This window comes from Burkholderia sp. WTPI3 (assembly GCF_021483755.1).
Classification (GTDB): domain Bacteria; phylum Pseudomonadota; class Gammaproteobacteria; order Burkholderiales; family Burkholderiaceae; genus Burkholderia.
Map to the genome: position 1 here is coordinate 40158 of NZ_JAGIXF010000014.1, position 26753 is coordinate 66910.

Sequence of the window (26753 nt, forward strand, 5' to 3'; positions counted from 1 at the left end):
TAACCCGAGCAACTGATTCGACGTTCACAACATGAAAAAACTGCTTAGCACGCTTCTTCTGTCCCTGGGCCTGGCCGCTGCCGGCTTCGCCCAGGCTTCGCCCGCCGCCCCCGTTTCCGGCAAGGACTTCGAGGTGATGAAGTCGCCGCAGCCGGTGTCCGCGCCGGCTGGCAAGGTCGAGGTGATCGAGTTCTTCTGGTACGGCTGCCCGCACTGCTACGAATTCGAGCCGACGATCGAGGCCTGGGTGAAGAAGCAGGGCAACAACATCGACTTCAAGCGTGTGCCGGTGGCATTCCGCGACGATTTCATCCCGCACTCGAAGCTGTACTACGCGGTGTCCGCGCTCGGCATCTCGGAGAAGGTCACGCCGGCGATCTTCAACGCGATCCACAAGCAGAAGAACTACCTGCTGACGCCGCAGGCGCAGGCCGACTTCCTCGCAACGCAAGGCGTCGACAAGAAGCAGTTCATGGACGCCTACAACTCGTTCAGCGTGCAGGGCGAGGTGAAGCAATCGGCCGAACTGCTGAAGAACTACGCGATCGACGGCGTGCCGACGGTCGTCGTCCAGGGCAAGTACAAGACGGGCCCGGCTTACACGAACAGCATCCCGGGCACCGCACAAGTGCTCGACTATCTCGTGAAGCAGGTTCAGGACAAGAAGCTCTGATCCCCGCCCGCGCGCCGGCATGACTACTCCGCTGAAGGTCTTCATCACCGGCGCGTCGAGCGGCCTCGGCCTCGCGATGGCCGAGGAATACGCCCGCCAGGGCGCCACACTCGCCCTCGTCGCGCGCCGCACCGATGCACTCGATGCATTCGCGCGGCGCTTCCCGACGCTGTCCATCTCCGTCTATTCCGCCGACGTGCGCGACGCCGATGCGCTCGCCACGGCTGCCGCGTCGTTCAGCGCCGCGCACGGCTGCCCCGACGTCGTGATCGCGAACGCGGGCATCAGCCAGGGCGCCGTCACGGGCCAGGGCGATCTCGCCGCGTTCCGCGACGTGATGGACATCAACTACTACGGAATGGTCGCGACGTTCGAGCCGTTCGTCGGCCCGATGACGGCCGCGCGGCACGGCACGCTGGTCGGCGTCGCAAGTGTCGCCGGCGTGCGCGGCCTGCCCGGCTCCGGCGCGTACAGCGCGTCGAAATCGGCCGCGATCAAGTATCTCGAGGCGCTGCGCGTCGAGCTGCGCCCGGCCGGCGTCGGCGTCGTGACGATCGCGCCCGGCTACATCCGCACGCCGATGACCGCGCACAACCCGTACCGGATGCCGTTCCTGATGGACGCCGACCGCTTCGCCGCCCGCGCCGCGCGTGCGATCGCACGGCAGCATGCGTTTCGCGTGATTCCGTGGCAGATGGGCGTCGTCGCGAAGGTGCTGCACGTGCTGCCGCGCTGGCTCTACGACCGCCTGTTCGAGAAGGCACCGCGCAAGCCGAAGGCCGGCGCACACTGAACGCGCCAAGCGCACCGGGCATCCGGTGCGCCGTTGTCGGCACCGGGCCGGACTCGGCCGCGCCGTCGTGCCATGCCTACGCAGCGCGCTGCCGCCTTCCGGCCGTACGCAATCGTCGCGCGATGATGCGGCGATCGCGGCGATTTTCGCCGGCCCCGCGTCGATCCCGCCTGTCTCCACTGATGTCTACCGCGTTGGCCCATCGGCCGGCGCTCACCGCCCCGCCGCGCCCGCATCCACCGCCATCCCGCCGCCCCAGCACGCATTCCGCCGCGAACGCAGCCGTTTCTCGGTCAATTCACCGCGTTCCGACGCCTTTTTCCACGCGTCGCGCGCTTTGACGGTATGCTATTCGCCAGCCGCGCCGGCCCCGCTCGCTTCCGGCCGCGCCCGCATCCCGTCACCCAGCAAAAAACACAAGCCACGTGGGAGATCCTATGCACGTCAAGTTGTTCGCCGCGGCCGCGGTCGCCGCCGCTCTCGCCACTCCCGGCCTCGCCGCCGCGAAGCCGCTCACCGTCTGCACGGAATCGAGCCCGGACGGCTTCGACGTCGTGCAGTACAACTCGCTCGTCACGACCAACGCATCGGCCGACGTGATCTTCAACACGCTCGTGTCGTACGACGAAGCCGCGAAGAAGGTCGTGCCCGCGCTCGCCGACAAATGGGACGCCAGCGCCGACGGCCTGACGTACACGTTCCACCTGCGCCCGAACGTTGCCTTCCAGACCACCGACTACTTCAAGCCGAGCCGCCCGCTGAACGCGGACGACGTGGTGTTCACGTTCTCGCGGATGCTCGACGATTCGAACCCGTGGCACAAGGTCGCCGGCGCGAGCGGCTTCCCGCACGCGCAGTCGATGGGCCTCGTGAAGCTGGTGAAGTCGGTCACGAAGGTCGACGACAACACGGTGAAGTTCGTGCTGAACGAGCCGAACGCGACGTTCGTGCCGATCCTGACGATGGGCTTCGCATCGATCTACTCGTCCGAATACGCCGACCAGCTGCTGAAGGCCGGCAAGCAGGCCGACTTGAACGCGAAACCGATCGGCACGGGCCCGTTCGTGCTCAAGAGCTACACGAAGGACGCGCTGATCCGTTACGACGTGAACCCGACCTACTGGGGCGCCAAGCCGAAGGTCGACCGGCTGATCTACGCGATCACGCCCGACGCGTCGGTGCGCATGCAGAAGGTGAAGGCCGGCGAATGCCAGATCGCGCTGTCGCCGAAACCGCAGGACGTGCTCGCCGCGAAGGGCGAAAGCGCGCTGAAGGTCGTGCAGACGCCCGCGTTCATGACCGCGTTCGTCGCGCTGAACACGCAGAAGAAGCCGCTCGACAACGAGAAAGTGCGCGAAGCGCTGAACCTCGCATTCGATCGCACGACCTACCTGAAGGTCGTGTTCGACAACACGGCGACGCCCGCGAACAACCCGTATCCGCCGAACACGTGGAGCTACGCGAAGGACATCGCGCCGTATTCGTACGATCCCGCGAAGGCAAGGCAGCTGCTCGCGCAGGCAGGCTTCCCGAACGGCTTCTCGACGACGATCTGGACGCGTCCGACCGGCAGCGTGCTGAACCCGAACCCGAAGGCCGGCGCGGAACTGCTGCAGGCCGACCTCGCGAAGATCGGCGTGAAGGCCGAAGTGAAGGTGATCGAGTGGGGCGAACTGATCAAGCAGGCGAAGCTCGGCCAGCATGACATGCTGTTCATGGGCTGGGCCGGCGACAATGGCGATCCGGACAACTACCTGTCGCCGCTGTTCAGCTGCAATGCGGTGAAATCGGGCATCAACTTCGCGCGCTTCTGCGATGCGCAGCTCGACAAGCTGATCGCCGACGGCAAGTCGACGGCCGATCAGGCGAAGCGCGCGAAGCTGTACGAAACGGCGCAAAAGATCATCCACGACCAGGCCCTGTGGATTCCGCTCGGCTACCCGACGGCGGCGGCGCTCACGCGCTCGAACGTGAGCGGCTATCACGTCAGCCCGTTCGGCCGCCAGAACTTCACGACGGTCTCCGTGCAGTAACCACGCGTGGCGCGCAAGCGACGGCGGCATCGCCGTTCGCTTGCGGCTCGCGCGCCGCGCTTGCTACACTGCGCGCTCATTCCTCATACCGGACGCCAGTCAAAGTGAACAACTAAGCCTTCCCAAAAATGTTTTCGCCGCCGTGCCAAGCACGCCGCGCGAAGGGTTTCATGCATTTTCGGAGGTGCTTATGGCTGCTGCCACGCCGGCTGGCGCGCTCGTCGCGTTTCATCACGTTTCCTTCCGCTTCGACGACGGCTTCACGCTGTTCGATTCGCTCGACCTCGCCATCGACCGCACGCCGACGGGCATCGTCGGGCGCAACGGCGTCGGCAAGAGCCTGCTCGCGCAATTGATCGCGGGCCGGCGCACACCGCACGCGGGCACGATCGAACGGCACACGCTGGTCGCCTGCGTCGCGCAGCAGCACGACGACGCGCCGAACGACACGCGAACCGTCGCCGAAATCGCCGCGCTCGATGCACCGCTCGCCGCCCTCGCCCGCGTCGCGGACGGCCACGCGGACGCGCCCGACTTCGACCTGATCGGCGCGCGCTGGGATCTGGCCGAGCGGCTGCGCGCGGCGCTCGACGCAGCCGGCCTGCCGGACGTGCGTGCCGATACGCGCGCTCGGACGCTGAGCGGCGGCCAGCGCGCGCGCGTCGCGCTGATCGGTGCGCTGCTGTCGGACGCCGGGCTGCTGGTGCTCGACGAACCGACCAACCATCTCGACGCACCGGGCCGTGCGTGGCTGCGCGCAGCGCTCGACGGCTGGCGCGGCGGCGTCGTCATCGTCAGCCATGACCGCGCGCTGCTCGCGCACGTGCGGCGCATCGTCGAGCTGACGCCGCACGGCGCGCGCGCGTATGGCGGCAACTACGCGCTGTATCGTGCGCAGCGCGACGCGGAACAGGGTGCCGCGCAGGCCGCGCTCGAGCATGCCCGTACGGAGCGCGGACGCGTGAGGCGCCGGCTAGAACGGGAGCACGACACGATCCAGCGCCACGCGGCCGGTTCGCTGCGCGATGCGAAGACGGCCAACCTGTCATCGGGCGCACGTCAGAGCCGCAAGGGTGCGGCGCGCAACATCATGGGTCAGGTCCGGCGTCATCAGAACGACTTCAAGGCGACGCTCGACGAACGCGTACAGGAGGCCGCCGCGCGCGTCGAAGCCGATGCGCCGGTGCTCGTGTCGTTGCCTGGCACCGAGGTCAGCGCACGCCGTCGGCTGTTCACGCTCGATCGAGCGCAATTGCCGTGGTGCGCAGACGCGATCACGTGGTCGGCCAGCGGCCCGGTTCGCATCGCGCTGACGGGCCCGAACGGCTGCGGAAAATCGACGCTGCTGCGGATGCTCGCCGGCGAACTCGCGCCGCGTTCGGGCACCTGCACGACGCACGTGAGCGCCGCGTATCTCGACCAGCGACTCGCGCTGCTCGATCCCGAGCGCTCGATCGTCGAGCAGTTGGGACGCCTCGATACGTCGCTCGCCGAAGGCGACCTGCGCAGCCGGCTCGCGCTGCTGCAGCTCGACGGCGCCCGCGCGACTCAGCCGGCGCAGCGCCTGAGCGGCGGCGAACGGCTGAAGGCCGCGCTCGCGTGTGCGTTGTGGCGCGGTACGCCGGCGCAGATGCTGCTGCTAGACGAGCCGACCAATCACCTCGATCTCGAATCGGTGCGCGCGATCGAAGCCGCACTGGCAGGCTTTCCCGGCGCAATCGTGGCCGCGTCGCACGACGCCGCGTTTCTCGCGGCGCTCGAGCCGACGCACACGATGCAATGGCAGCGCGACGGGTGGCGTTACGAACCCGTCGCGTGACGTGACGCCGCGCGCTCAGCGCGCGGTGCGAAAACGCAGCACGCCGTCGTCGCCCTGCTCGCGCACGAGTTCGCCCGTAAGCCACAGCAGGTTCAGGTGGGCGAGCGCTTCGCCGAGCGCGAACGTCATCTGGTGGATGTCGAGCTCGCGGCGGCGGAACATGATCGGCACGATGTCGGCCGCGCTCGCCGGCTTCTCCGCGCACGCGGCCCGCACTTCGTCGAGCCGCGCGTCGTGGTGGGCGCGCAGTTGCGCGATGCGCGTGCGCACGCCGCGGAACGGCTTGCCGTGCGACGGCAGCACGAGCGTGTCGGGCGCCATCGTCTCGTAGCGGCCGAGCGACTCCAGATACAGCGCGAGCGGGTTCGCCTCCGGTTCGAGATCGAACACGGACACGTTCGTCGAGATGCGCGGCAGCACCATGTCGCCGGAGATCAGCACGCCGTCCGCTTCGCTGTGGAGTGCGCAATGCTCGGGCGAATGGCCGTAGCCGGTGACGACGCACCACGTGCGTGCGCCGATCTTCACCGTATCGCCTTCGCGCAGGCGCCGGTAGCGCGGCGGCACGGCCGGCACGAGATCCGAGTAGTAGCTGCGGCGGCTGCGCAGCTTGTCGAGCGCGGCGGAATCGGTCAGCCCGTGACGCGCGAAGTGATCGGCCGCGGCCGCGCCGCCCGCGTTCGAGCCGTTGCCGGCCGCCATCAGGCAGCCGAACATGTATTCGCCGAGCGTCATCCACAGCCGCACATTCCAGCGGCCCTTGTCGCCGCCCTCGCACAGCCAGTTCGCGAGACCGAAGTGATCGGGGTGGCAGTGCGTGACCAGCACGCGCAGCACCGGCAGCCCGTCGAGATGCCGGTCGAAGATCTGTTCCCAGTGCGTGCGGATCGCGTCCGACGAGATCCCGCAGTCGACGACGGTCCAGCCGGCCTGCCCGTCGATCTCGTCGCGCAGCAGCCAGAGATTGATGTGGTCGAGCGAGAACGGCAGCGGCATGCGCAGCCAGCGCACGCCGGGCGCGACCTCGAACGTGTCGCCCGCGGCAGGCAGCGTGTCGGCGAAGGGATAGTCGAGTTGGTGTTCCAGGGCATTCATCGGTGGGGCGTCTCGTCGTTATCGTTGCAGTACGGTTGCCGATGCGGATGCGAAAGCGCCGCCGCGGGCATCGCGTCGATTCTATCGCCGTCGCGCGAAACGCGTGCCCGGCACGCGCTCGCCGGGCAAAAAAAGTTCGTGCCAGAATCGGTTCCGTACCCGTATCTTTACGCGAAGATGCACCGAACGGCACTCAACGGCGAATAACCTGCACATTGACGACGCTCGATACCGCACCGCGAAAGTCATTGAATCGCCGACTTGGGCGCTAAAATGGCGACTGCTTACAGCCCCTCTTGAACGAGCCTGCACGCAATGAATCACTTCCCCAAGCTGCTGTCGTCGCAGATCGGTTTCGACGTCGCCCAGACGATGCTCGAATACTTCGACCGCCACTACCGGATCTTCCGGGAGGCTGCCGTCGAAGCGAAGACCCTATACGAGCGCACCGACTGGCACGGACTGCAGCGGCTAGCGCGCGAGCGGATCACGTCGTACGACGATCGCGTGAAGGAATGCGTCGAGGTGCTGCAGGACGAATACGACGCGGAAGACATCGACGACGAGGTGTGGCAGCAGATCAAGCTGCACTACATCGGCCTGCTCACGTCGCACCGGCAGCCCGAATGCGCGGAAACGTTCTTCAATTCGGTGTGCTGCAAGATCCTGCATCGCTCGTATTTCAGCAACGATTTCATCTTCGTGCGGCCCGCGATCTCGACCGAATATCTCGAGAACGACGAGCCGGCCGCGAAGCCGACCTATCGCGCGTACTACCCGGCCACCGACGGGCTCGCGGCCACGCTCGAGCGCATCGTCACGAACTTCCAGCTGGAGCCGCCGTTCGAGGATCTCGCGCGCGACATCGGCTGCGTGATGCAGGCGATCACCGACGAATTCGGCCAGTTCGAAGAAGCGCCGAATTTCCAGATCCACGTGCTGTCGTCGCTGTTCTTCCGCAACAAGAGCGCGTACATCGTCGGCCGCATCATCAATGCCGATCGCGTGCTGCCGTTCGCGGTGCCGATCCGTCACGTGCGGCCGGGCGTGCTCGCGCTCGACACCGTGCTGCTGCGCCGCGACCAGCTGCAGATCATCTTCAGCTTCTCGCACTCGTATTTCCTCGTCGACATGGGCGTGCCGTCCGCGTATGTGGATTTCCTCTGCACGATCATGCCGGGCAAGCCGAAGGCCGAGATCTACACGTCGGTCGGGCTGCAGAAGCAGGGCAAGAACCTGTTCTACCGCGACCTGCTGCACCATCTGTCGCACTCGAGCGACCGCTTCATCATCGCGCCCGGGATCAAGGGCCTCGTGATGCTCGTGTTCACGCTGCCGTCGTTCCCGTACGTGTTCAAGATCATCAAGGATCACTTCCCGCCCCCGAAGGAAACGACGCGCGCGCAGATCATGGAGAAGTACCAGCTCGTGAAGCGCCACGACCGCCTCGGGCGGATGGCCGACACGCTCGAATATTCGAGCGTCGCCCTGCCGATCGCGCGGCTCGACCATGCGCTCGTGCGCGAACTGGAGAAGGAAGTGCCGTCGCTGCTCGAATACGAGGACGGCAACCTCGTGATCAGGCACCTGTATATCGAACGCCGGATGACGCCGCTGAACCTGTTCCTGCAGAACGGCACCGATGCGGACATCGAGCACGGCGTGAAGGAGTACGGCAACGCGGTGAAGGAATTGATGAAGGCCAACATCTTCCCCGGCGACATGCTGTACAAGAATTTCGGCGTCACGCGCCACGGCCGCGTCGTGTTCTACGACTACGACGAAATCGAATACCTGACCGACTGCAACGTGCGGCGCGTGCCGCCGCCGCGCAATGAAGAAGACGAGCTGTCCGGCGAACCGTGGTATACCGTCGGCCCGCACGACATCTTTCCGGAAACCTACGGACCGTTCCTGCTGGGCGACCCGCGCGTGCGCTCGGTGTTCATGAAGCATCACGCGGACTTTTTCGAACCCGCGCTGTGGCAGGCAAGCAAGGACAAGCTGCTGCAGGGCGAGCTGCCCGACTTTTACCCGTACGACGTGTCGATGCGCTTTCGCGTGCGCTATCCCGCACGCTTCGACGCGACGGATGCCCATGACGGGGAAGGCGACGCGCAGCGCGCCGCCTGACGCCCGAGCACCTCGAACCCGTTATCGACCCGATTTCCGCCAACGGAATCCACTCCGATGAATACCCAAGACAATCCGCTTTCACACCTGTTCGACAACAACGACGCCTGGGTCAAGCGCCAGCTCGCCGAGGATCCGGATTTCTTCGCGCGCCTGGCCGACCAGCAAGCGCCGGAATATCTGTGGATCGGCTGCTCGGATTCGCGCGTGCCCGCGAACCAGATCATCGGCCTGCCGCCGGGCGAAGTGTTCGTTCACCGTAACATTGCGAACGTCGTCGTGCACAGCGACCTGAACTGCCTGTCGGTGATCCAGTTCGCGGTCGACATCCTGCGCGTGAAGCACATCATGGTCGTCGGCCACTACGGCTGCTCGGGCGTGAACGCGGCGCTGCACAACCGGCGCGTCGGCCTCGCCGACAACTGGCTGCACCACGTGCAGGACGTGCGCGAGCGTCACGCGGCGCTGCTCGACGAATGGCCGGTCGGCGAAGCGCGCTATCGCCGCCTGATCGAGCTGAACTCGATCGAACAGGTCGTCAACGTGTGCCGCACGACGATCGTCAACGACGCGTGGGCGCGCGGCCAGTCGCTCACCGTGCACGGGCTCGTGTACGGCGTGCACGACGGGCGCATGCGCAACCTCGGGATGGCCGTATCGAGCTTCGAAGCGCTCGATACGACCTACCGGCGCTGCGTCGCGGCGCTCACCGCGCGCGGCCAGCATGCACCCGACAACGACATGGTTGCCGCGGACGCGGCACGGCTCGACGGCGTCGCACCGGCGGTCGCCGATACGCTGAAGCCGTGTGGCGACGCGAAGTAAGCGGCGCGGACGCCGCTTCCGGCAGTCAAGGCCGCATGCCCGGGCGCGGCGATCCCCGCGGGCACGAACTGATCTGACACCGGCACCGCCGCCTCGGCGGTGCAACGAAAAGGAGCGGCGAACATGAAAACCGTACTGATCGTCGGCGCATCGCGCGGCTTGGGGCGCGAATTCGTCCGGCAATACCGGCGCGACGGCTGGAACGTGATCGCCACCGCGCGCGACGACGCGTCGCTCGCCGCGCTGCGCGAGCTCGGCGCGCACGCGCATGCGCTCGACATCGCTCAGCCCGAGCAGATCGCAGCGCTCGGCTGGAAGCTCGACGGCGAACGGCTCGACGCGGCGGTGGTCGTGTCCGGCGTCTACGGGCCGCGCACCGAAGGCGTCGAAACGATCGCCTCCGAGGATTTCGACGCGGTCATGCATACGAACGTGCGCGGGCCGATGCAGTTGCTGCCGATCCTGCTGCCGCTCGTCGAGGACGCGCGCGGCGTGCTGGCGGTCATGTCGAGCCGGATGGGCAGCATCGCCGAGGCGACCGGCACGACCGGCTGGCTGTATCGCGCGAGCAAGGCCGCGCTGAACGACGTGCTGCGCATCGCGTCGCTGCAGACGCGCCACGCCGCGTGCATCTCGCTGCATCCCGGCTGGGTGCGCACCGACATGGGCGGCTCGCAGGCCGCGATCGATCCGGAAACGAGCGTCACCGGCATGCGCCGCGTGATCGCCGAAGCCGGCGCGGACATCTCGCAGGCCAACGGCCGATTCTTCCAGTACGACGGCGTCGAGCTGAGCTGGTAAGCCGGACTCACAACCCTGCGTCGTTAATTCACGATTCGCATGACTTCGAACCGACCTGACGAGTGCCCGTGCGGCGGCGCGTCCCCCGCTGCCGCCGGCAAAGCGCCGGCCCCGCGTTATGCGGCCTGCTGCGGCCGCTTCATCGACGGCGGCGAAGCCGCACCCACCGCGCTCGAATTGATGCGTTCGCGGTACAGCGCGTACGTGCTCGGCGCAACCGACTACCTGCGCGCGACCTGGGCCGCGCGCACCTGCCCGGCCGATCTCGATGCCGACCCCGATGCGCCCGACGTCCCGCGCTGGCTCGGTCTCGCCGTCAAGCGTCATGCGCCGCTCGACGAACGGCACGCGGAGGTCGAATTCGTGGCCCGCTACAAGATCGGCGGGCGTGCATACCGGCTTCACGAAACCAGCCGTTTCGAGCGCGACGAGCACGGTTTCTGGCGCTATGTCGACGGTGAAGTAAGTGAACGCTGACAAATAGTTGCCATGTCAGACGCCGGGTAATTCCCGCATTGCACAACCCGAATTTGTCGGGCTACGATGACCTTCGAATTGGTCATGTTGCATGGCAGGGCTTACGAATGGCGTTCAGCAAGGTATTGGTGGGATGGATGGCGGCCTGCGCGCTGTCGGCCGCTCAGGCCGCTACGCTGCCGAACGCAAATGGCGACACATCCGCGGCAAACGGATCGCTCGCCCATGCCGAGCGTTTCGACTACGGCGATTCGGGTCTCCCGCAGGTCGCCGCGAACCTCAACGAGCAGATCATCAGCATTCCGGCCGATGCGTCGGGCTCCGTGATGCTCGAGGCCACGCTGTTCAAGCCGAACGGCCCCGGCCCGTTCCCGCTCGTCGTCTTCAACCACGGCAAGAACACCGGCGATCTGCATCTGCAGCCGCGCAGCCGTCCGGTCGCGTTCGCGCGCGAATTCGTGCGCCGCGGCTATGCGGTCATCGCGCCGAACCGCCAGGGCTTCGCCGGTTCGGGCGGCACGTACCAGCAGGAAGGCTGCAACGTCGAGAAGAACGGCCTCGCACAGGCCGCCGACGTCGCCGCGACGATCCGCTACATGTCTCGCCAGTCGTACATCGACCCGTCGCGCATCGTCGTCGCGGGCACGTCGCACGGCGGCCTCGTGTCGGTCGCGTACGGCACCGAAGCGGCGCCCGGCGTGCGCGGCATCATCAACTTCTCCGGCGGGCTGCGCCAGGATCTCTGCGACGGCTGGCAGCGCAATCTCGTCGACGCGTTCGACCAGTACGGCGCGCATACGGCCGTGCGTTCGCTGTGGCTGTACGGCGACAACGATTCGGTGTGGACGCCGGCGCTCGTCGCGCAGATGCACGACGCGTACGTGTCGCACGGCACGCAGGCGCAATTCATCGATTACGGCCGCTACAAGGACGATGCGCACCGGCTGATCGTCGATCGCGACGGCGTGCCCGTGTGGTGGCCGGCCGTGCATGCGTTCCTCGCCGAGCTGAACCTGCCGACGTCGGTGCGCTACGCGGTCGCCAACCCGCACGAGCCGAATGCGACCGGCTACGCGTCGATCGATGCCGTCGACGCGGTGCCGTTCCTCGACGAGGCCGGCCGCGAAGGCTATCGTCACTTCCTGAGCCAGCATCCGAGCCGCGCGTTCGCGGTGTCGGCCGAAGGCGCCTGGTCGTGGGCCGAAGGCGGCGACGACCCGATGGCGCTCGCGCTCGACAACTGCACGAAGCAGGGTGCGGGCGCATGCCGGCTGTATGCGGTCAACGAGCGCGTCGTGTGGAACGCGACGCAGACGGCCGACAACGGCGACGGCAACCCACAGCACGACGCCGATACGCGCGCGCTGGCTTCGCGCTGATACGGGACGCGCGACGCGCCGCCAGTGCGCGTCTTTTCAGCGTCCGCCGCCCCTTCCCCGTTTCGCGAACGCTCGCGTCCAACCCGCGACGACGTTCGCGCGCGCCCGGTGTCACGTGAGCCGCCCACGCCCCTCCTGCGGCGACTTGCGCGGGCCGGCCTCATCGCCTTTCCCGAACGGCTGAGGCGCCCGATTCAGCACACCATGCGTCCATCGCAGCACGCATGCCGCCCGGCTTCGCGCCCTTTTTCACTTCCCGCCCTTTTTTTTCACGACCGGGCGCCCGCCTGCCCCACGATTTTTTTCTGTCGGGGGGTGTCACTCGAACGTCGTCATCTGCGGTCATTTCGGGGCATCTGGCGCGTACCGTTCCGAGCGGCCCCGATCTGCGCCGAACTCCCGTCCGGCAAGGCTTTGCGGCGTTTGTAACCAGTAGTGCAACGGGCGGCGGAACACGCTAATCTCAGCGCGTTTTCGTCTGTCGCCGCGCGGTATCGCGTTCGATACCCGCCGCCGTTTTACCCCCGGAGTTGCCTTGAGTACGCCAGCCACCGACGACTGGGTCGCGCGCAGCCTGCGCGCGGTCTGGCATCCCTGCACCCAGATGAAGCACCACGAGCGCCTGCCGCTCATCCCCGTCGCGCGCGGCGCGGGCGTATGGCTATACGACCGCGACGGGCGCCGCTACTTCGACGCGATCAGTTCGTGGTGGGTGAACCTGTTCGGCCATGCGAACCCGGACATCAACGCAGCGCTGAAGGACCAGCTCGACACGCTCGAGCACGCGATGCTCGCGGGCTGCACGCACGAGCCGGCGATCGAGCTCGCCGAGCGCCTGCACGCGCTCACCGCGCGCACGCTCGGGCATGCGTTCTTCGCGTCGGACGGCGCGTCGGCCGTCGAGATCGCGCTGAAGATGAGCTTCCACGCGTGGCGCAACCGCGGCCGCGCGGACAAGCGCGAATTCGTGTGCGTCGCGAACAGCTATCACGGCGAGACCATTGGCGCGCTCGGCGTGACCGACGTCGCGCTGTTCAAGGATGCGTACGATCCGCTGATCCGCAATGCGCACGTGGTCGCGTCGCCCGACGCGCGCGGCGCGCTGCCGGGCGAGACGGCCGCCGACGTCGCGGGCCGCGCGCTCGACGACGTGCGGCGCCTGTTCGCGGAACGCGCCGACCGGATCGCCGCGCTGATCGTCGAGCCGCTCGTACAGTGCGCGGCCGGCATGGCGATGCACGATCCGTCGTACGTGCGCGGACTGCGCGCGCTGTGCGACGAATTCGGCGTGCACCTGATCGCCGACGAGATCGCGGTCGGCTGCGGCCGCTCCGGCACCTTCTTCGCATGCGAGCAGGCCGGCGTCTGGCCCGATTTCCTGTGCCTGTCGAAAGGCATCAGCGGCGGTTACCTGCCGCTGTCGCTCGTGCTCACGCGCGACGACGTGTTCGCGGCGTTCTACGACGACGACACGACGCGCGGCTTCCTGCACTCGCATTCGTACACCGGCAACCCGCTCGCGTGCCGCGCGGCGGTCGCGACGCTCGACCTGTTCGCGCGCGACGACGTGCTCGCGGCCAACACGCGCAAGTCGGCGGCGATGCGCGCGGCACTCGCGCCGCTCGACGCGCACCCGCAGGTGCGCCACCTGCGCGAACGCGGCACGCTGTTCGCATTCGACGTCGCGCTCGACGGCGATGCGGCACGCGGCTTCTCGCGGCGCTTCTTCGAACGGGCGCTCGAACGCGAACTGCTGCTGCGCCCGATCGGCACGACCGTGTACCTGATGCCGCCGTATGTGATGAGCGACGACGACATCGCGTGGCTTGCGCAACGCACGCGCGACACGCTCGACGCGACGCTCGCGGAGGGGGTGCGATGAATCGATCGGTGCCTGAAACGACCACGCCGCTGCTCGACACGCTGCAGCGCGGCCTCGCCGAACTCGACGCGCAAGGGCTGCGCCGCGTGCGCCGCACCGCCGACACCGCATGCGACGCGCACATGCGCGTCGACGGCCGCGACATCGTCGGCTTCGCGAGCAACGACTACCTCGGCCTCGCCGCGCACCCGGCGCTCGTCGCCGCGTTCGCCGAAGGCGCGCAGCGCTACGGCTCCGGCAGCGGCGGCTCGCATCTGCTCGGCGGGCACTCGCGCGCGCACGCGACGCTCGAGGACGAACTCGCCGGCTTCGCGGGCGGCTTCTCCGATGCGCCGCGCGCGCTGTACTTCAGCACCGGCTACATGGCGAACCTCGCCGCGATGACCGCGCTGACGGCGAAGCACGCGACGATCTTCTCCGACGCGCTGAATCACGCATCGCTGATCGACGGGATCCGGCTGTCGCGTGCGAACGTGCAGGTCTACCCGCATGCGGACACGGCCGCGCTCGCCGCGCTGCTCGAAGCGTCCGATGCGGAAACGAAACTGATCGTCAGCGATACCGTGTTCAGCATGGACGGCGACATCGCGCCGCTCGCCGAACTCGTCGCGCTGGCGGAGCGCCATGGCGCATGGCTCGTCGTCGACGACGCGCACGGCTTCGGCGTGCTCGGCCCGCAGGGGCGCGGCGCGCTCGCGGCCGCCGCACTGCGCTCGCCGAACCTCGTGTACGTTGGCACGCTCGGCAAGGCCGCCGGCGTCGCGGGGGCGTTCGTCGTCGCGCACGAGACGGTGATCGAATGGATGATCCAGCGCGCGCGCAGCTACATCTTCACGACGGCCGCGCCGCCGGCCGTCGCGCATGCCGTATCGGCAAGCCTGAAGGTGATCGGCAGCGACGAAGGCGACGCACGGCGCACGCACCTGGCCGCGCTGATCGAGCGCACGCGCGCGCTGCTGCACAAGACGCGCTGGCAGCCGGTCGATTCGCACACCGCCGTGCAGCCGCTCGTGATCGGCAGCAACGACGCGACGCTCGCCGCGATGCGCTCGCTCGACGCGCACGGCCTGTGGGTGCCCGCGATCCGGCCGCCGACGGTGCCGGCCGGCACGTCGCGGCTACGCATCTCGCTGTCGGCCGCGCATTCGTTCGACGATCTCGCGCGGCTCGAAGCCGCGCTCACCGAAGCCAGCGAGCAGGCAGCATGAACGCGCCCCTGTCCCTTTTCGTCACCGGCACCGACACCGAGATCGGCAAGACCTTCGTATCGGCCGCGATGTTGCACGGCTTCGCGCGCCACGGGCTGCGCGCGGCCGCGCTGAAACCCGTCGCGGCCGGCGCGTATGAGCGCGACGGCGTGTGGCGCAACGAAGACGCGGACCAGCTCGATGCGGCCGCGAACGTCGTGCTGCCGCCCGAGCTGCGCACGCCGTTCCTGCTGAAGGCACCCGCGGCCCCGCACATCGTCGCCGCGCAGGAAGGCGTGACGCTCGACATCGACACGATCGTCGCGAGCCACCGCGAAGCGCTGACGCGTGCGGACGTCGTCGTCGTCGAAGGCGTCGGCGGCTTCCGCGTGCCGCTCAACGACACGCAGGACACGGCCGATCTCGCGGTCGCGCTCGGCCTGCCCGTCGTGCTCGTCGTCGGCATGCGGCTAGGCTGCATCAGCCACGCACTGCTGACCGCCGACGCGATTCGCCAGCGCGGCCTCACGCTTGCGGGCTGGGTCGCGAACCACGTCGATCCGGCCATGACGTATGCCGACGAGAACGTCGCGACGATCCGCGACTGGCTCGCGCGCGAGCATCGCGCGCCGCTGCTGGGCCGCATCGCGCACATGCGCCCGGCCGCCCCCGAATCCGCCGCGGCGATGCTCGACATCGCCGCGCTCGTCGATACGCTGCGCACCGCGCAACATTGACGCCCCCATCCCCGAATCCACGACAGGAAAACCACCATGACCCAAGCCCAGACCGCCGCCGTGCAACCCGACGCGATCCCCGTGGCCGCACCGACGCCGCAGCGCTGGCGCGTCGCCGACGTCGTCGCGCTGTTCGAGCTGCCGTTCAACGACCTGATGTTCCGCGCGCAGCAGGTGCACCGCGAGCACTTCGACGCGAACGCGGTGCAGCTGTCGACCCTGCTGTCGATCAAGACGGGCGGCTGCGAGGAAGACTGCGGCTACTGCTCGCAGTCTTCGCATCACGACACGGGCCTGAAGGCCGAGAAGCTGATGGACGTCGATACGGTGCTCGACGCCGCGCGTGCGGCCAAGGCGAACGGCGCAAGCCGCTTCTGCATGGGTGCGGCGTGGCGTAACCCGAAGGAGCGTCACATGCCGGCGCTGACCGAGATGGTGCGCGGCGTGAAGGAGCTCGGGCTCGAGACCTGCATGACGCTCGGCATGCTCGAGGACGAGCAGGCGCAACAGCTCGCGAACGCCGGCCTCGACTACTACAACCACAACCTCGACACGTCGCCGGAGTTCTACGGCCAGGTGATCTCGACACGCACGTACCAGGATCGCCTCGACACGCTCGACCGCGTGCGCGACGCGGGCATCAACGTGTGCTGTGGCGGCATCATCGGCATGGGCGAATCGCGCCGCGAACGCGCAGGCCTGATCTCGCAGCTCGCGAACCTGAACCCCTACCCGGAATCGGTGCCGATCAACAACCTCGTCGCGATCGAAGGCACGCCGCTCGAAGGCACCGCGCCGCTCGACCCGTTCGAGTTCGTGCGCACGATCGCGGTTGCGCGCATCACGATGCCGAAGGCTGTCGTGCGCCTGTCGGCCGGCCGCGAGCAACTCGACGACGCGATGCAGGCGATGTGCTTCCTCGCGGGCGCGAACTCGATGTTCTACGGCGACCAGTTGCTGACCACGAGCAACCCGCAGACGCAGCGCGACCGCGCGCTGTTCGAACGCCTCGGCATCCGCGCGAGTCAGGCCGACGCGCTGGTGGAGAACGCGTAAGCGATTGCTTCGCGCAGCGCCTGCACATGAAGAAGCCGAGGCATGCCTCGGCTTTTTTTCATCCCGCGGACCCGTCCTGAAACAGGCTGCGCTGCGCGTCGTGCCCCTCGAGCGCCTGCTCTCCCGTGCGCGGTTTCGGTGTGCACGTCACACGTGCGCCGCCGCGCCGTCGAGTGCCGCGCGCACGCGCCCGACCTGCTGTTCGTCGACGGGCGCCAGCACCTCGCCGCGCGGCCGAACGCCCGAGCCGAAATGCACAGCGCGTACGCCGGTGGCGAGCACGAAATCGCCGATCGCATCGACCGTGAGCCCCGAGCCGGCCAGCACCGTGCACGTCGAGCCGGCTGCCTGCCGCACCAGGCGCGTGATCGTCGCAGCTGCGTCGAGCACCGACGGACGGCCGCCGGAAGTCAGCACCGACGTGACGGCCGGCACGCGCAGCAGCGCGTCGAATGCGGCATTCAGATCCCGCGACACGTCGAACGCGCGATGGAACGTCAGGTCGCGCCCGTTCGCAGCGGCCGCGATCCGCGCGAGCGCGTCGAGGTCGACGTCGCCGCGCGCATCGAGCGCGCCGAACACGACGCCGTTCGCGCCGGCCGCAACGGCCGCACGCACGTCGCGCTCGATCACGCGCAGATCGTCGGCGTCGTAGACGAACGAGCGGCTGTGCGGGCGCACGATCACGTTGACGGGAATCGGCACGGCGGCCACGACGGCCTCGATCAGGCCGATGCTCGGCGTGAGCCCGCCTTCGCTGATCGCGGTCACGAGCTCGAGCCGGTCGGCGCCCGCGCGGGCGGCGGCCTTCGCGTCGCCAACGGTCGTGGCGATCACTTCGAGGAGGACGGAGGAAGCGGCGGTTCGGTTCATCGGCGGCTCGCGAATCGTCAGGACAATTCGCGCATCCTAGTGGTCTGCGTCAAACAGATTGCATCTTATTCAGTTTGGCCCTGGCACGCGTGACTTTCGCGAGGATGTCGGAGGCTTTTGCTGTCCAGATGAATGGTTTCGGATGACGATTGTGCTTCTGCACGTACTGTTCGATTGTGCTGACCAATTCGGGTACCGAGCGGAACGCCGCACGTCGCAACTGGTTCACTGATAAGTCACGAAAGAAGCGTTCGACCATGTTGAGCCAAGAGGCACTGGTGGGCGTGAAATGCATGTGGAATCGCGGGTGCTTGGCAAGCCATGCCTGTACCTCGGGGTGCTTATGGGTTGCATAGTTGTCAGCGATCAAATGCAGCTCCTTGTCCTTGGGCGTGTTGCGATCGATCTTGCGCAAGAAGCTCAACCACTCCTGGTGACGATGTTTAGTCTGGCACTGGCCAATGACACTGCCATCGAGCGTGTTCATCGCGGCAAACAGCGTCGTCACACCATGGCGCTTGTAATCGTGCGTCATCGTTTGAGCGCGACCTCGCTTGAGCGGCAAGCCCGGCTGGGTCCGATCAAGTGCCTGGATCTGGGACTTCTCATCGCAGCACAGGACCAAGGCGTGCTCCGGGGGATCGAGATACAGCCCGACGATGTCCTCGAGTTTCTCGGCAAAGTGCTTGTCGTTCGATACCTTGAAGCTCTCTAACCGATGCGGCTTGAGGCCATGCGCCTGCCAGATGCGCCGCACGCTCGCCTCACTTATGCCGGCCACCGCTGCCATGCTGCGTGTGCTCCAATGCGTCGCGTTATCCGGACGTTGCTGCGTCGTCAGTGCCACAACGGTCTTGACCTTGCGCGCGGAGATCTTCGGCTTGCGCCCGGGTCGCGTCTCATCCCGCTCGATCCCCGTCACACCGTCAGCTATAAAGCGAGCGCGCCAGCGTGCGACCGTGCCTCGCCAGATAGCCAGGTCCGCACTGATCTCTTTATCTGTCTTTCCCTGCGCTGCGAGCAAAATCATCTTGGCGCGCTCAGCCAGTCGAACCGGAATCGTCCGGCCAGTAGCCCACGTCTTTAACTGTTTGCGCTGTGCTTCACTTAGCTCAACTTTCGCCGCGATTCGCATGAGTTCTCCCTCCGTATCAAGGAGACTCGTAAACCGCGATTAAGTTGCATTATTTGTGACGCACTACACTAGCCGAGCGGCGTGAACGGCGCCAGCATGCCGGGCGCGCTATGCGCCGCCGACCTCCTCGTCGCCCCAGTCGATATCGCCGCACAGCACGTGCTGCGCATCGCCGATGCGCACGGCCACCGACAGCGTCACGCACGGCTGCGCCTCGTTGATCGACAGGTACGGGCGCGTCACCTGCACGCGCCCCGGCTCGGCGATCGCCGTGCGGAAATACGGCCGGCGCAGCCAGTTCGCACCCTGCGCATCCGCGAGCGGCGAAAAGCGCGCTTCGGCGAGCGCACGATCCGCGCGCAGCACGACGTTGCGGCCCGACTGGCGGCCCCGCGCGTCGAGCAGGAAGCAGCGCGACGCATCGTCGAGCGCGAGGAAATTCCAGCACACCTCGTCGAGCGGCTCGCCGGCCGCCAGCCGCTCGGCCGCGCGCTCGAATGCGCGCAGGTATGGCGCGAGCCGCTGCGCGTCGCGCCGCTCGCGCGCCTCGGTCTGCTGACGGAAGCGCTCGGTCAGCTCGCCGATGCAGCCGGTCGCCGCCGCGCTGTCGGGCAGCCCGGGCGCCGGGCGGCCAAAGTAGTAGCCCTGCACGAAATCGGCCTCGCACGACAGCGCGATCTGCGCGTCGTGCTCGGTCTCGATCCCCTCGACGAGCACGAGCTTGCCGGCCTCGTGCAGCAGCGTGACGAGCCCGTGCAGGATCGCGGTGAGCCCGGTGCGGTGCGCCGCGTGCGACAGCATGATCCGGTCGAGCTTCACGATGTCCGGATTCAGTTGCCAGATCCGCTCGAGATTCGAGTGGCCCGCACCGAAATCGTCGAGCGCGATCAGGAAGCCCTGCGCGCGGAATGCGCGCACGGCGTCGGCGAGCCGCTCGACGTCGTCCGCGCGCTGTTCGAGCACTTCGAGCACGACGCGCCGCGGCGGCATGCCGAGGCGCTTCAGGTTCGCGAGCAGCGCGGCGGCCTGGAACGGGTCGGTGAGCACCTCGGGATGCACGTTGAGAAACAGCCACTCGCGCTCGGCGCCGAGCAACCCGAAGTTCTCGAGATGCAGCGCCTGCGCGAGCCGGTCGAGTTGCAGCAGTTCGCCCCGGCGCGCGGCCTCGCCGAACACGTCGAGCGGCGACACCGCGCGGTCGAGCCCGTCATGCGCGCGCAACAGCGCCTCGTAACCCACCGCGCGCTGGTGCGACAGGCTGAAGATCGGCTGGAACACGGTCGTGAGCGTCAGGTCGCGATACTGCGTCGCCAGACGCTCGAGGCCGGAGCTCATCTCCCGCTCGAAACGGTACGGCGACGCGGCGGCCGGACGCTCCTGTTGCTCGATCGTCATACCTTCCTCCTCGTGATGCAGTCGAATGCGGCTGACGAACGATACGGCGCACGCAATGTCATGGTGTAACCCTCGGTTGCCCGGCCCATGCCGGACGGCAGACAAGCATCAAGCAAGCTCCGTGCAAGCCGTGGACGCATGCGCCGCGCGCGCACACGGCGTCTTCGCCCCATCGTGACGCACGCCAGATGCACCGTTTCAGTGCGCACGCACCGGCGCACTCGAGCGCGCCCGTCACGCCGTCACGCTACACTCCGTACGGTCGTTTCATTCTGCACGCTTGCCGTATCGATGGAAATCGTCTTCACCGTCCTGATCCTCTTGCTCACCGTCGCGCTGTCCGGCGCGATCACGCGCGTGCTGCCGTTGCGGCTGCCGCTGCCGCTGATGCAGATCGCGTTCGGCGCGATGCTCGCGTGGCCGAAGCTCAACCTGCACGTCACGTTCGATCCCGAAATCTTCATGCTGCTGTTCATTCCGCCGCTGCTGTTCGCGGACGGCTGGCGGATTCCGAAACGCGAGCTGTACCTGCAGCGCCGCGCGATCCTGATGCTCGCGTTCGGGCTCGTGTTCATGACGGTACTCGCAGTGGGGTACTTCGCGCACTGGCTGATACCCGAGTTGCCGCTGCCGATCGCGTTCGCGCTCGCGGCCGTGCTGTCGCCGACCGATGCGGTCGCGCTGTCGGGCATCGCCGGCCGTGGCCGCATCCCGCCGCAACTGATGCACATCCTCGAAGGCGAGGCGCTGATGAACGACGCGTCCGGCCTCGTCGCGCTGAAGTTCGCGGTCGCGGCCGCGCTCACCGGCATGTTCTCGCTGCGCGAAGCGTCGGTCACGTTCGTGATCGTCGCGGCCGGCGGGCTCGCGACGGGGGCGGTCGTGTCGTGGGTGTTCAGCGCGCTGTCGACGCGCTTCCTGAACGCCGAGCAGGAAGGCGATCCGGCCCCGGGCATCGTGATGACGCTGCTCGTGCCGTTCGCCGCCTATCTGTTCGCCGAGCACCTCGACCTGTCGGGCGTACTCGCGGCCGTGTCGGCCGGGATGATGATGAACTACACGAGCTTCTCGCGTAAAAGCACGGTCGCGTCGCGCGTGCGTGCCGAAAGTACGTGGGCGATGATCGAGTTCGTGTTCAACGGCATGGTGTTCATCATGCTGGGGCTGCAGTTGCCGCACATCATCGGCCGCGCGCTGGTCGATGCGCACCACACGAGCGACGCGCTCGTCGGCCGGATGATCTTCAACGTGTGCGCGATGATGCTCGCGCTGTATGCGATCCGCTTCACGTGGGTGTGGCTGCTGCGCTGGATCGCGAGCCGCCGCGCGGCACGCCAGGGCCTCGCGGGCACGATGGCCGGCATCCGCACGATCGCGGTGATGACGGTAGGCGGCGTGCGCGGCGCGGTCACGCTCGCGGGCGTGCTGTCGATTCCCGTCGCGCTGTCCGACGGCGCGCCGCTGCCCGGACGCGACACCGCAATCTTCGTCGCGTCGGCCGTGATTCTCGGCTCGCTGATCGTCGCGGTGATCGGCCTGCCGCTGCTGCTGCGCGGCGTGCGCTCGACGCGCAACCCGCTTGCCGACGAAGAACGCACCGCCCGCGCGGCGGCCGCGCAGGCCGCGATCCGCGCGATCGATTCGTCGCACGACGCGATCTCGGTCGATCTCGACGAATCGGGCGCCGCCCGCTGCGCCGACATCTCCGCACGCGTGATGGACCAGTACCGCCGCCGCCTCGCCGCACTCGCCGAGGACGGCCCCACGCCGCGCGCGGAAGCAAAGCAGGCCGAAACGATGGAACTCCAGATGCGGATCGCGGCCGTGCGCGCGGAACGTTCGGTGCTGTACCGGCTGCGCAGCGAAAGCAAGATTTCAGATGAGACGCTGACGAAGCTGATCCGCGAGATCGACCTGTCGGAAACGGCGCTGTCGACGCGCAAGAAAGGCATCGTCTGAACACGGCGCACGCGGTGCCGCTGCCCGGCCGGCCATAAAAAACGGCGACGCGCGAGCGTCGCCGTTTTCACATCCGCCGCGCGTTCGCGTTACTTCGCGACGACGACCGGAATCCCCTTCAGCATCCCGGCGCCCTTCATCCCGTCGACGGCATGCTGCACGGCCGCGCTGGTCGCCGCGTCGATGCCGAGCTGCAACGCGAGCTCGCGCTCCGCGCGCTTCACGCCGGCGAGATTGCGCACCTTCACGTGACCGAAGCCGCGCACGCGGGCGTGCAGGTCGGCCAGTTGCGCGACCTGCGCCGCATTGGCCGCGCTCGTCACGGCGAGCGCGCGCGCGAGCGTCGTCTCGTAGTCGTCCGCGAGCGCACGCTCCATCCTGCGCTCGGCAGTGCGGCCGAACGGATCGAGCCACGTGCCGCGCAGGCTGCGCACGCGCGCCAGCGTTCCGAGCACCGGCCACATCCACTGGCCGAACACGCGTTTCTTCGGCGCGCTGCCGTCGCTGCCCGCCTTCGCGACCGTCGGCGGTGCGAGGTTGAACTTCACGCGATAGTCTTGCCCCGGCACGCCTTCGAACTGCGCTTCGAGCGCGGTACGGAACGTGCCGTCCGCGTAGAGCCGCGCGACCTCGTATTCGTCCTTCACCGCGAGCAGCCGGTAGAACGTCGTCGCGACTGCACGCGTCAGCGCATCGTCGCCTTTCGCGCGCGCCGCGTTCACGAGCGCACGGTAGCGTTCGACGTAACGCGCGCCGCCGTATGCATCGAGACGCGCCTCGCGATCGGCGATCAGCTCGGCGAGCGTCTGCGGGGCCGCTTGCGCGGCCACCGCGTGACGCGCATTCCACAATGCGTCGAGGCCTGCCGCGTCGCCGGCCGCCATCCGGCCGATCGAGAACGCGAGCTTGTTCATCGGCACCGCGACGTTGTTCAGCTCGATCGCGCGCATCATCGCGGCGAGCGACACCGGCACGAGGCCGAGCTGCCATGCGTAACCGAGCATCAGGATGTTCGCGCCGATCCGGTCGCCGAGGAATTTCGCGGCGAGCGCCTGCGCGTCGCAGCTCGACAGGTAGCCGTCGCCGGCCGCGTGATGCATCTTTTCGAGCAGGGCGTCCGCATGCAGGTTCGCGTCGGGGTCCTGCACGAACGATGCGTTCGGAATCCGGTGCGTATTGACGACGATCCGCGAACGCTGGTGGCGCACCGTCTGCAGCGCCTCGGCGCTCGCGCCGACGACCATGTCGCAGGCGAGCAGCACGTCGGCCTGCTGCGTGTCGATGCGCACCTGATTCAGCCACCGGTCGCTCGACGCGATGCGCACGAACGACAGCACCGAGCCGCCCTTCTGCGCGAAGCCCATGAAGTCGAGCACCGACGCGCTCTTGCCTTCGAGGTGCGCGGCCATGCTGATCAGCGCGCCGACCGTCACGACGCCCGTGCCGCCCACGCCCGTCACGAGCATGTCGTACGGCGCCGCGTCGAGATGCGTCGCCGGCACCGGCAGCGCATCGACGCGCACGGCGAGCGCCGCCTCGTCGAATGCCGCGCCCGCGGCCTTCTTCAGCGCCGCGCCTTCGACCGTCACGAAGCTCGGGCAGAAGCCGTTCACGCACGAGTAGTCCTTGTTGCAGGACGACTGATCGATGCGGCGCTTGCGGCCGAGCGGCGTCTCGAGCGGCTCGACCGACAGGCAGTTCGACTGCACGCCGCAGTCGCCGCAGCCTTCGCACACGGCGTCGTTGATGAACAGGCGCTTGTCCGGGTCGGGGAATTCCCCTTTCTTGCGGCGGCGGCGCTTCTCGGCCGCACAGGTCTGATCGTAGATCAGCACGGTGACGCCCGGCGTTTCGCGCAGCTCGCGCTGCACCGCGTCGAGTTCGCTGCGGTGATGGAACGTCGTGCCCGCCGGGAACAGCCCGTGATGGCCGTCGTACTTCTGCGGTTCGTCGGACACCACGACGAAGCGCGACACGCCTTCCGCCTCGACCTGCCGCGCGATCTGCGGCACCGAGATGCTGCCGTCGACCGGCTGGCCACCCGTCATCGCGACCGCGTCGTTGTAGAGGATCTTGTACGTGATGTTCGCCTTCGCGGCGACCGCCTGGCGGATCGCGAGAATGCCCGAGTGGAAGTAGGTACCGTCGCCGAGGTTCTGGAACACGTGCTTCGTGTTGGTGAACATCGCGTGCGCGGCCCAGTCGACACCTTCGCCGCCCATCTGGATCAGGCCGGTGGTATCGCGCTCCATCCACGACGCCATGAAGTGGCAGCCGATGCCGGCCTGCGCAATCGAGCCTTCCGGCACCTTCGTCGACGTGTTGTGCGGGCAGCCCGAGCAGAAGTACGGCGTGCGCTTCACCGCGTCGGCTTCGTTCGACAGGATCTGCGGCGCGACGAGATCGACGACGCGCTCGCGGCGATCGAGCGCCGGCTTGTGGCGCGCGAGCCATTCTGCGAACACCGGCAGGATCCGCGACGGGCGCAGCTCGCCGAGCTCGGACAGCAGACACGCGCCAGCCGCATCGTGCTTGCCGAGCACCCGCGGACGCGCGCCGTCCGCACGGTTGTACAGGTAGTCCTTGATCTGCTGCTCGATGACGGGGCCCTTCTCCTCGATCACCAGCACTTCGGCGAGCCCGTCGACGAAGGTCTCGATGCGTGTCATCTCGAGCGGATACGACAGGCCGACCTTGTAGATCCGCACGCCGGCCGCGTCGAGATCGGCGACCGTCAGATCCAGGCGGCGCAGCGCCTCCATCAGGTCGAGGTGCGCCTTGCCGCAGGTGACGATGCCGACGTTCGCCTGCGCGCCCGGCGCGATCCACTTGTCGATGCTGTTGGTGCGCGCGAAATGGCGCACCGCGTCGAGCTTCGCGGCGAGGCGCGCCTCGATCGTGAGGCTCGGCAGGTCCGGCCAGCGGTTGTGCAGGCCGCCCGGCGGCGGCGTGAAGCCCGCGGGAATCGGCCATTGCGTCTGCAGCGCGTCGAGATCGACGGTCGAGCCTGACTCGACGGTCTCCGAGATCGCCTTGAAGCCGACCCATGCGCCCGAGTAGCGCGACAGCGCCCAGCCGTACAGGCCGAATTCGAGCATGTCGGCGATGTTCGACGGGTTCACGACCGGCATGTGCCACGCCATCATCGCGAAGTCGCTCTGGTGCGGCATCGACGACGACACGCAGCCGTGGTCGTCGCCCGCCACCACCAGCACGCCGCCGTGCGGCGACGAGCCGTATGCGTTGCCATGCTTGAGCGCGTCGCCGGCGCGGTCGACGCCCGGGCCCTTGCCATACCACATCGCGTACACGCCATCGACGGTGCGCTCCGGGTCGGCCTCGACGCGCTGGGTGCCGAGCACCGCGGTGCCGCCGAGTTCCTCGTTGATCGCGGGCAGGAAGCGCACGCCGCTGCCGTCGAGCAGTTTCTTCGCCTTCCACAGCTGCTGGTCGACCATCCCGAGCGGCGAGCCGCGATAGCCGCTGACGAAGCCGGCCGTGTTCAGCCCTTGTGCGGTGTCGGACGCGCGCTGCATCAGCAGCAGGCGAACCAGTGCCTGCGTGCCGGTCAGGAAGATCCGGCCGCGCGTGGCGGTCAGGTTGTCGGTCAGACGGTAGTCGGATAGTGCGGGCGTGCCATCGACGGGCAGGCGAGCGGTCATGGGGATGTCTCCGGATTGTGCTGTTCTGGGCTGCGCGGGGGCGTCGGGCGACGCCGGCCGGAGGCAGCTGGATGGCTCTATTTTTTCGCGGAGAGGCGAGAAAGTTTTTTCTCATCTTGCTCGGGCGAGGCGATAGCGAGAAAAACCGCGCAGATTTCGGGCGGGATTTGAGAAAGTTTTCGCGCAGGGTGTTGGCAGGCGGTTGATGACGTGTCGGGGCGCGCGGATGGATGGCCTTGAAACGGCGAGGATGCGCAGCGGGCGGCCGGCGCGCCGGGCGACGGGCGCTGGCGCCCCGTGCGGCAGGGGTTTGAGCGACGGACGGCAAGCGCGCTCACCGATGAAATGCACAGCGTTCCGATTGGTCGGAGGTGCGAGATGTCCACATCTGCGGACTGCCCGGGCAATCGGATGCTCGCCCTCACCGTTCGGTTGCACAGGGTTTCGACTGGCGTCGGGCCGGGATTTCCACACCGCAATCGGTACCCCCGTTCGCTCGGGGGGCGGCGCTCACCATTGAAATTCACAGCGCGACGACTGAATGTCGGCGAGAGATATCCACATGGATTCATCCCCGTTTCGTCGATACGACGGTCGTTCTCGCCATTCGGGCGCATATCGGCAGCGCCCCTTGTCCACCATGCGCATGCAGCCCGGACCCGACATCTCCTACCCGCAAACGCCGGAAACGCCGTGAATTTAGTGGTGAGCTGTCGGCACGCGCACGCAGGGTGACACCGATCCGGTTGTGGATAGCTCGATCCAGAGCCACTCAAAACACTGTGAATTTCGATGGTGAGTGCCTGCGCACGATCTCGAGACGATGCCGACCGGGTTGT

At 67.7% G+C, this 26753-nt stretch carries 19 protein-coding genes; 14 read left to right on the forward strand and 5 right to left on the reverse strand.

Features of this window, described 5'->3' with window-relative positions:
• Positions 1–31: 31 nt before the first annotated feature.
• The 4 genes from J7024_RS10120 (at position 32) to J7024_RS10135 (ending at position 5318) form a co-directional block, all read left to right on the forward strand.
• Positions 32–673: a thiol:disulfide interchange protein DsbA/DsbL gene (locus J7024_RS10120; RefSeq protein WP_098550452.1), complete on the forward strand. Its 642-nt coding sequence runs from the start codon at positions 32–34 to the stop codon at positions 671–673.
• Between the two features lie 19 nt (positions 674–692).
• A complete protein-coding gene (locus J7024_RS10125) occupies positions 693–1466 on the forward strand; it encodes an SDR family oxidoreductase (RefSeq protein ID WP_124827791.1) in 774 nt (257 codons plus the stop codon).
• Between the two features lie 437 nt (positions 1467–1903).
• The gene (locus tag J7024_RS10130) at positions 1904–3499 is read left to right on the forward strand and encodes an ABC transporter substrate-binding protein (protein WP_124827790.1); all 1596 of its coding nucleotides are present in this window, start codon (positions 1904–1906) and stop codon (positions 3497–3499) included.
• A gap of 190 nt (positions 3500–3689) precedes the next feature.
• Complete coding sequence (locus J7024_RS10135; RefSeq protein WP_124827789.1) at positions 3690–5318, forward strand: ABC-F family ATP-binding cassette domain-containing protein; 1629 nt, start codon at positions 3690–3692, stop codon at positions 5316–5318.
• A gap of 15 nt (positions 5319–5333) precedes the next feature.
• Here the strand turns inward: J7024_RS10135 and J7024_RS10140 are convergent, their stop codons facing one another.
• Entirely contained in the window at positions 5334–6413 is a 1080-nt protein-coding gene (locus J7024_RS10140; RefSeq protein ID WP_124827788.1) for an MBL fold metallo-hydrolase, read from the reverse strand.
• A gap of 315 nt (positions 6414–6728) precedes the next feature.
• Between J7024_RS10140 and aceK the strand changes: the two genes are divergently transcribed.
• From aceK to bioB, 9 genes are all read left to right on the forward strand, one after another.
• The gene (gene aceK, locus J7024_RS10145) at positions 6729–8546 is read left to right on the forward strand and encodes a bifunctional isocitrate dehydrogenase kinase/phosphatase (RefSeq protein WP_124827787.1); all 1818 of its coding nucleotides are present in this window, start codon (positions 6729–6731) and stop codon (positions 8544–8546) included.
• A gap of 57 nt (positions 8547–8603) precedes the next feature.
• Complete coding sequence (gene can, locus J7024_RS10150; RefSeq protein WP_175761206.1) at positions 8604–9371, forward strand: carbonate dehydratase; 768 nt, start codon at positions 8604–8606, stop codon at positions 9369–9371.
• Between the two features lie 123 nt (positions 9372–9494).
• Positions 9495–10172 carry an SDR family oxidoreductase gene (locus J7024_RS10155; protein ID WP_124827785.1) on the forward strand — a complete coding sequence of 226 codons (678 nt, stop codon included), beginning with the start codon at positions 9495–9497 and terminating at the stop codon, positions 10170–10172.
• A 39-nt stretch (positions 10173–10211) separates the two neighbouring features.
• Positions 10212–10649: a YchJ family protein gene (locus J7024_RS10160; protein WP_199568535.1), complete on the forward strand. Its 438-nt coding sequence runs from the start codon at positions 10212–10214 to the stop codon at positions 10647–10649.
• Positions 10650–10756: 107 nt separating this feature from the next.
• Positions 10757–12028, forward strand: coding sequence for a dienelactone hydrolase family protein (locus J7024_RS10165; protein WP_175750970.1), 1272 nt, complete (start codon positions 10757–10759; stop codon positions 12026–12028).
• A 535-nt stretch (positions 12029–12563) separates the two neighbouring features.
• A complete protein-coding gene (gene bioA / locus J7024_RS10170) occupies positions 12564–13910 on the forward strand; it encodes an adenosylmethionine--8-amino-7-oxononanoate transaminase (protein WP_175750969.1) in 1347 nt (448 codons plus the stop codon).
• Positions 13907–15118: an 8-amino-7-oxononanoate synthase gene (gene bioF, locus J7024_RS10175; protein WP_124827780.1), complete on the forward strand. Its 1212-nt coding sequence runs from the start codon at positions 13907–13909 to the stop codon at positions 15116–15118. The genes bioA and bioF overlap by 4 nt, the downstream gene beginning before the upstream one ends.
• Positions 15115–15834, forward strand: coding sequence for a dethiobiotin synthase (gene bioD, locus J7024_RS10180; protein ID WP_124827779.1), 720 nt, complete (start codon positions 15115–15117; stop codon positions 15832–15834). Before bioF ends, bioD begins: the two co-directional genes overlap by 4 nt.
• A gap of 36 nt (positions 15835–15870) precedes the next feature.
• The gene (gene bioB / locus J7024_RS10185; protein ID WP_124827778.1) at positions 15871–16890 is read left to right on the forward strand and encodes a biotin synthase BioB; all 1020 of its coding nucleotides are present in this window, start codon (positions 15871–15873) and stop codon (positions 16888–16890) included.
• Between the two features lie 147 nt (positions 16891–17037).
• Here the strand turns inward: bioB and J7024_RS10190 are convergent, their stop codons facing one another.
• The 3 genes from J7024_RS10190 to J7024_RS10200 form a co-directional block, all read right to left on the reverse strand.
• Positions 17038–17763, reverse strand: coding sequence for a copper homeostasis protein CutC (locus tag J7024_RS10190; protein ID WP_175750967.1), 726 nt, complete (start codon positions 17761–17763; stop codon positions 17038–17040).
• Positions 17764–17812: 49 nt separating this feature from the next.
• Positions 17813–18898 (reverse strand): IS630-like element ISBmu8 family transposase, encoded by a 1086-nt coding sequence (locus J7024_RS10195; RefSeq protein WP_007180368.1) that lies wholly within the window; start codon positions 18896–18898, stop codon positions 17813–17815.
• Between the two features lie 108 nt (positions 18899–19006).
• Positions 19007–20293 (reverse strand): sensor domain-containing phosphodiesterase, encoded by a 1287-nt coding sequence (locus J7024_RS10200; protein ID WP_124827776.1) that lies wholly within the window; start codon positions 20291–20293, stop codon positions 19007–19009.
• Between the two features lie 291 nt (positions 20294–20584).
• Between J7024_RS10200 and J7024_RS10205 the strand changes: the two genes are divergently transcribed.
• A complete protein-coding gene (locus tag J7024_RS10205) occupies positions 20585–22252 on the forward strand; it encodes a Na+/H+ antiporter (protein WP_124827775.1) in 1668 nt (555 codons plus the stop codon).
• An 89-nt stretch (positions 22253–22341) separates the two neighbouring features.
• Here the strand turns inward: J7024_RS10205 and J7024_RS10210 are convergent, their stop codons facing one another.
• A complete protein-coding gene (locus J7024_RS10210; RefSeq protein ID WP_175770229.1) occupies positions 22342–25914 on the reverse strand; it encodes an indolepyruvate ferredoxin oxidoreductase family protein in 3573 nt (1190 codons plus the stop codon).
• Positions 25915–26753 lie beyond the last annotated feature (839 nt).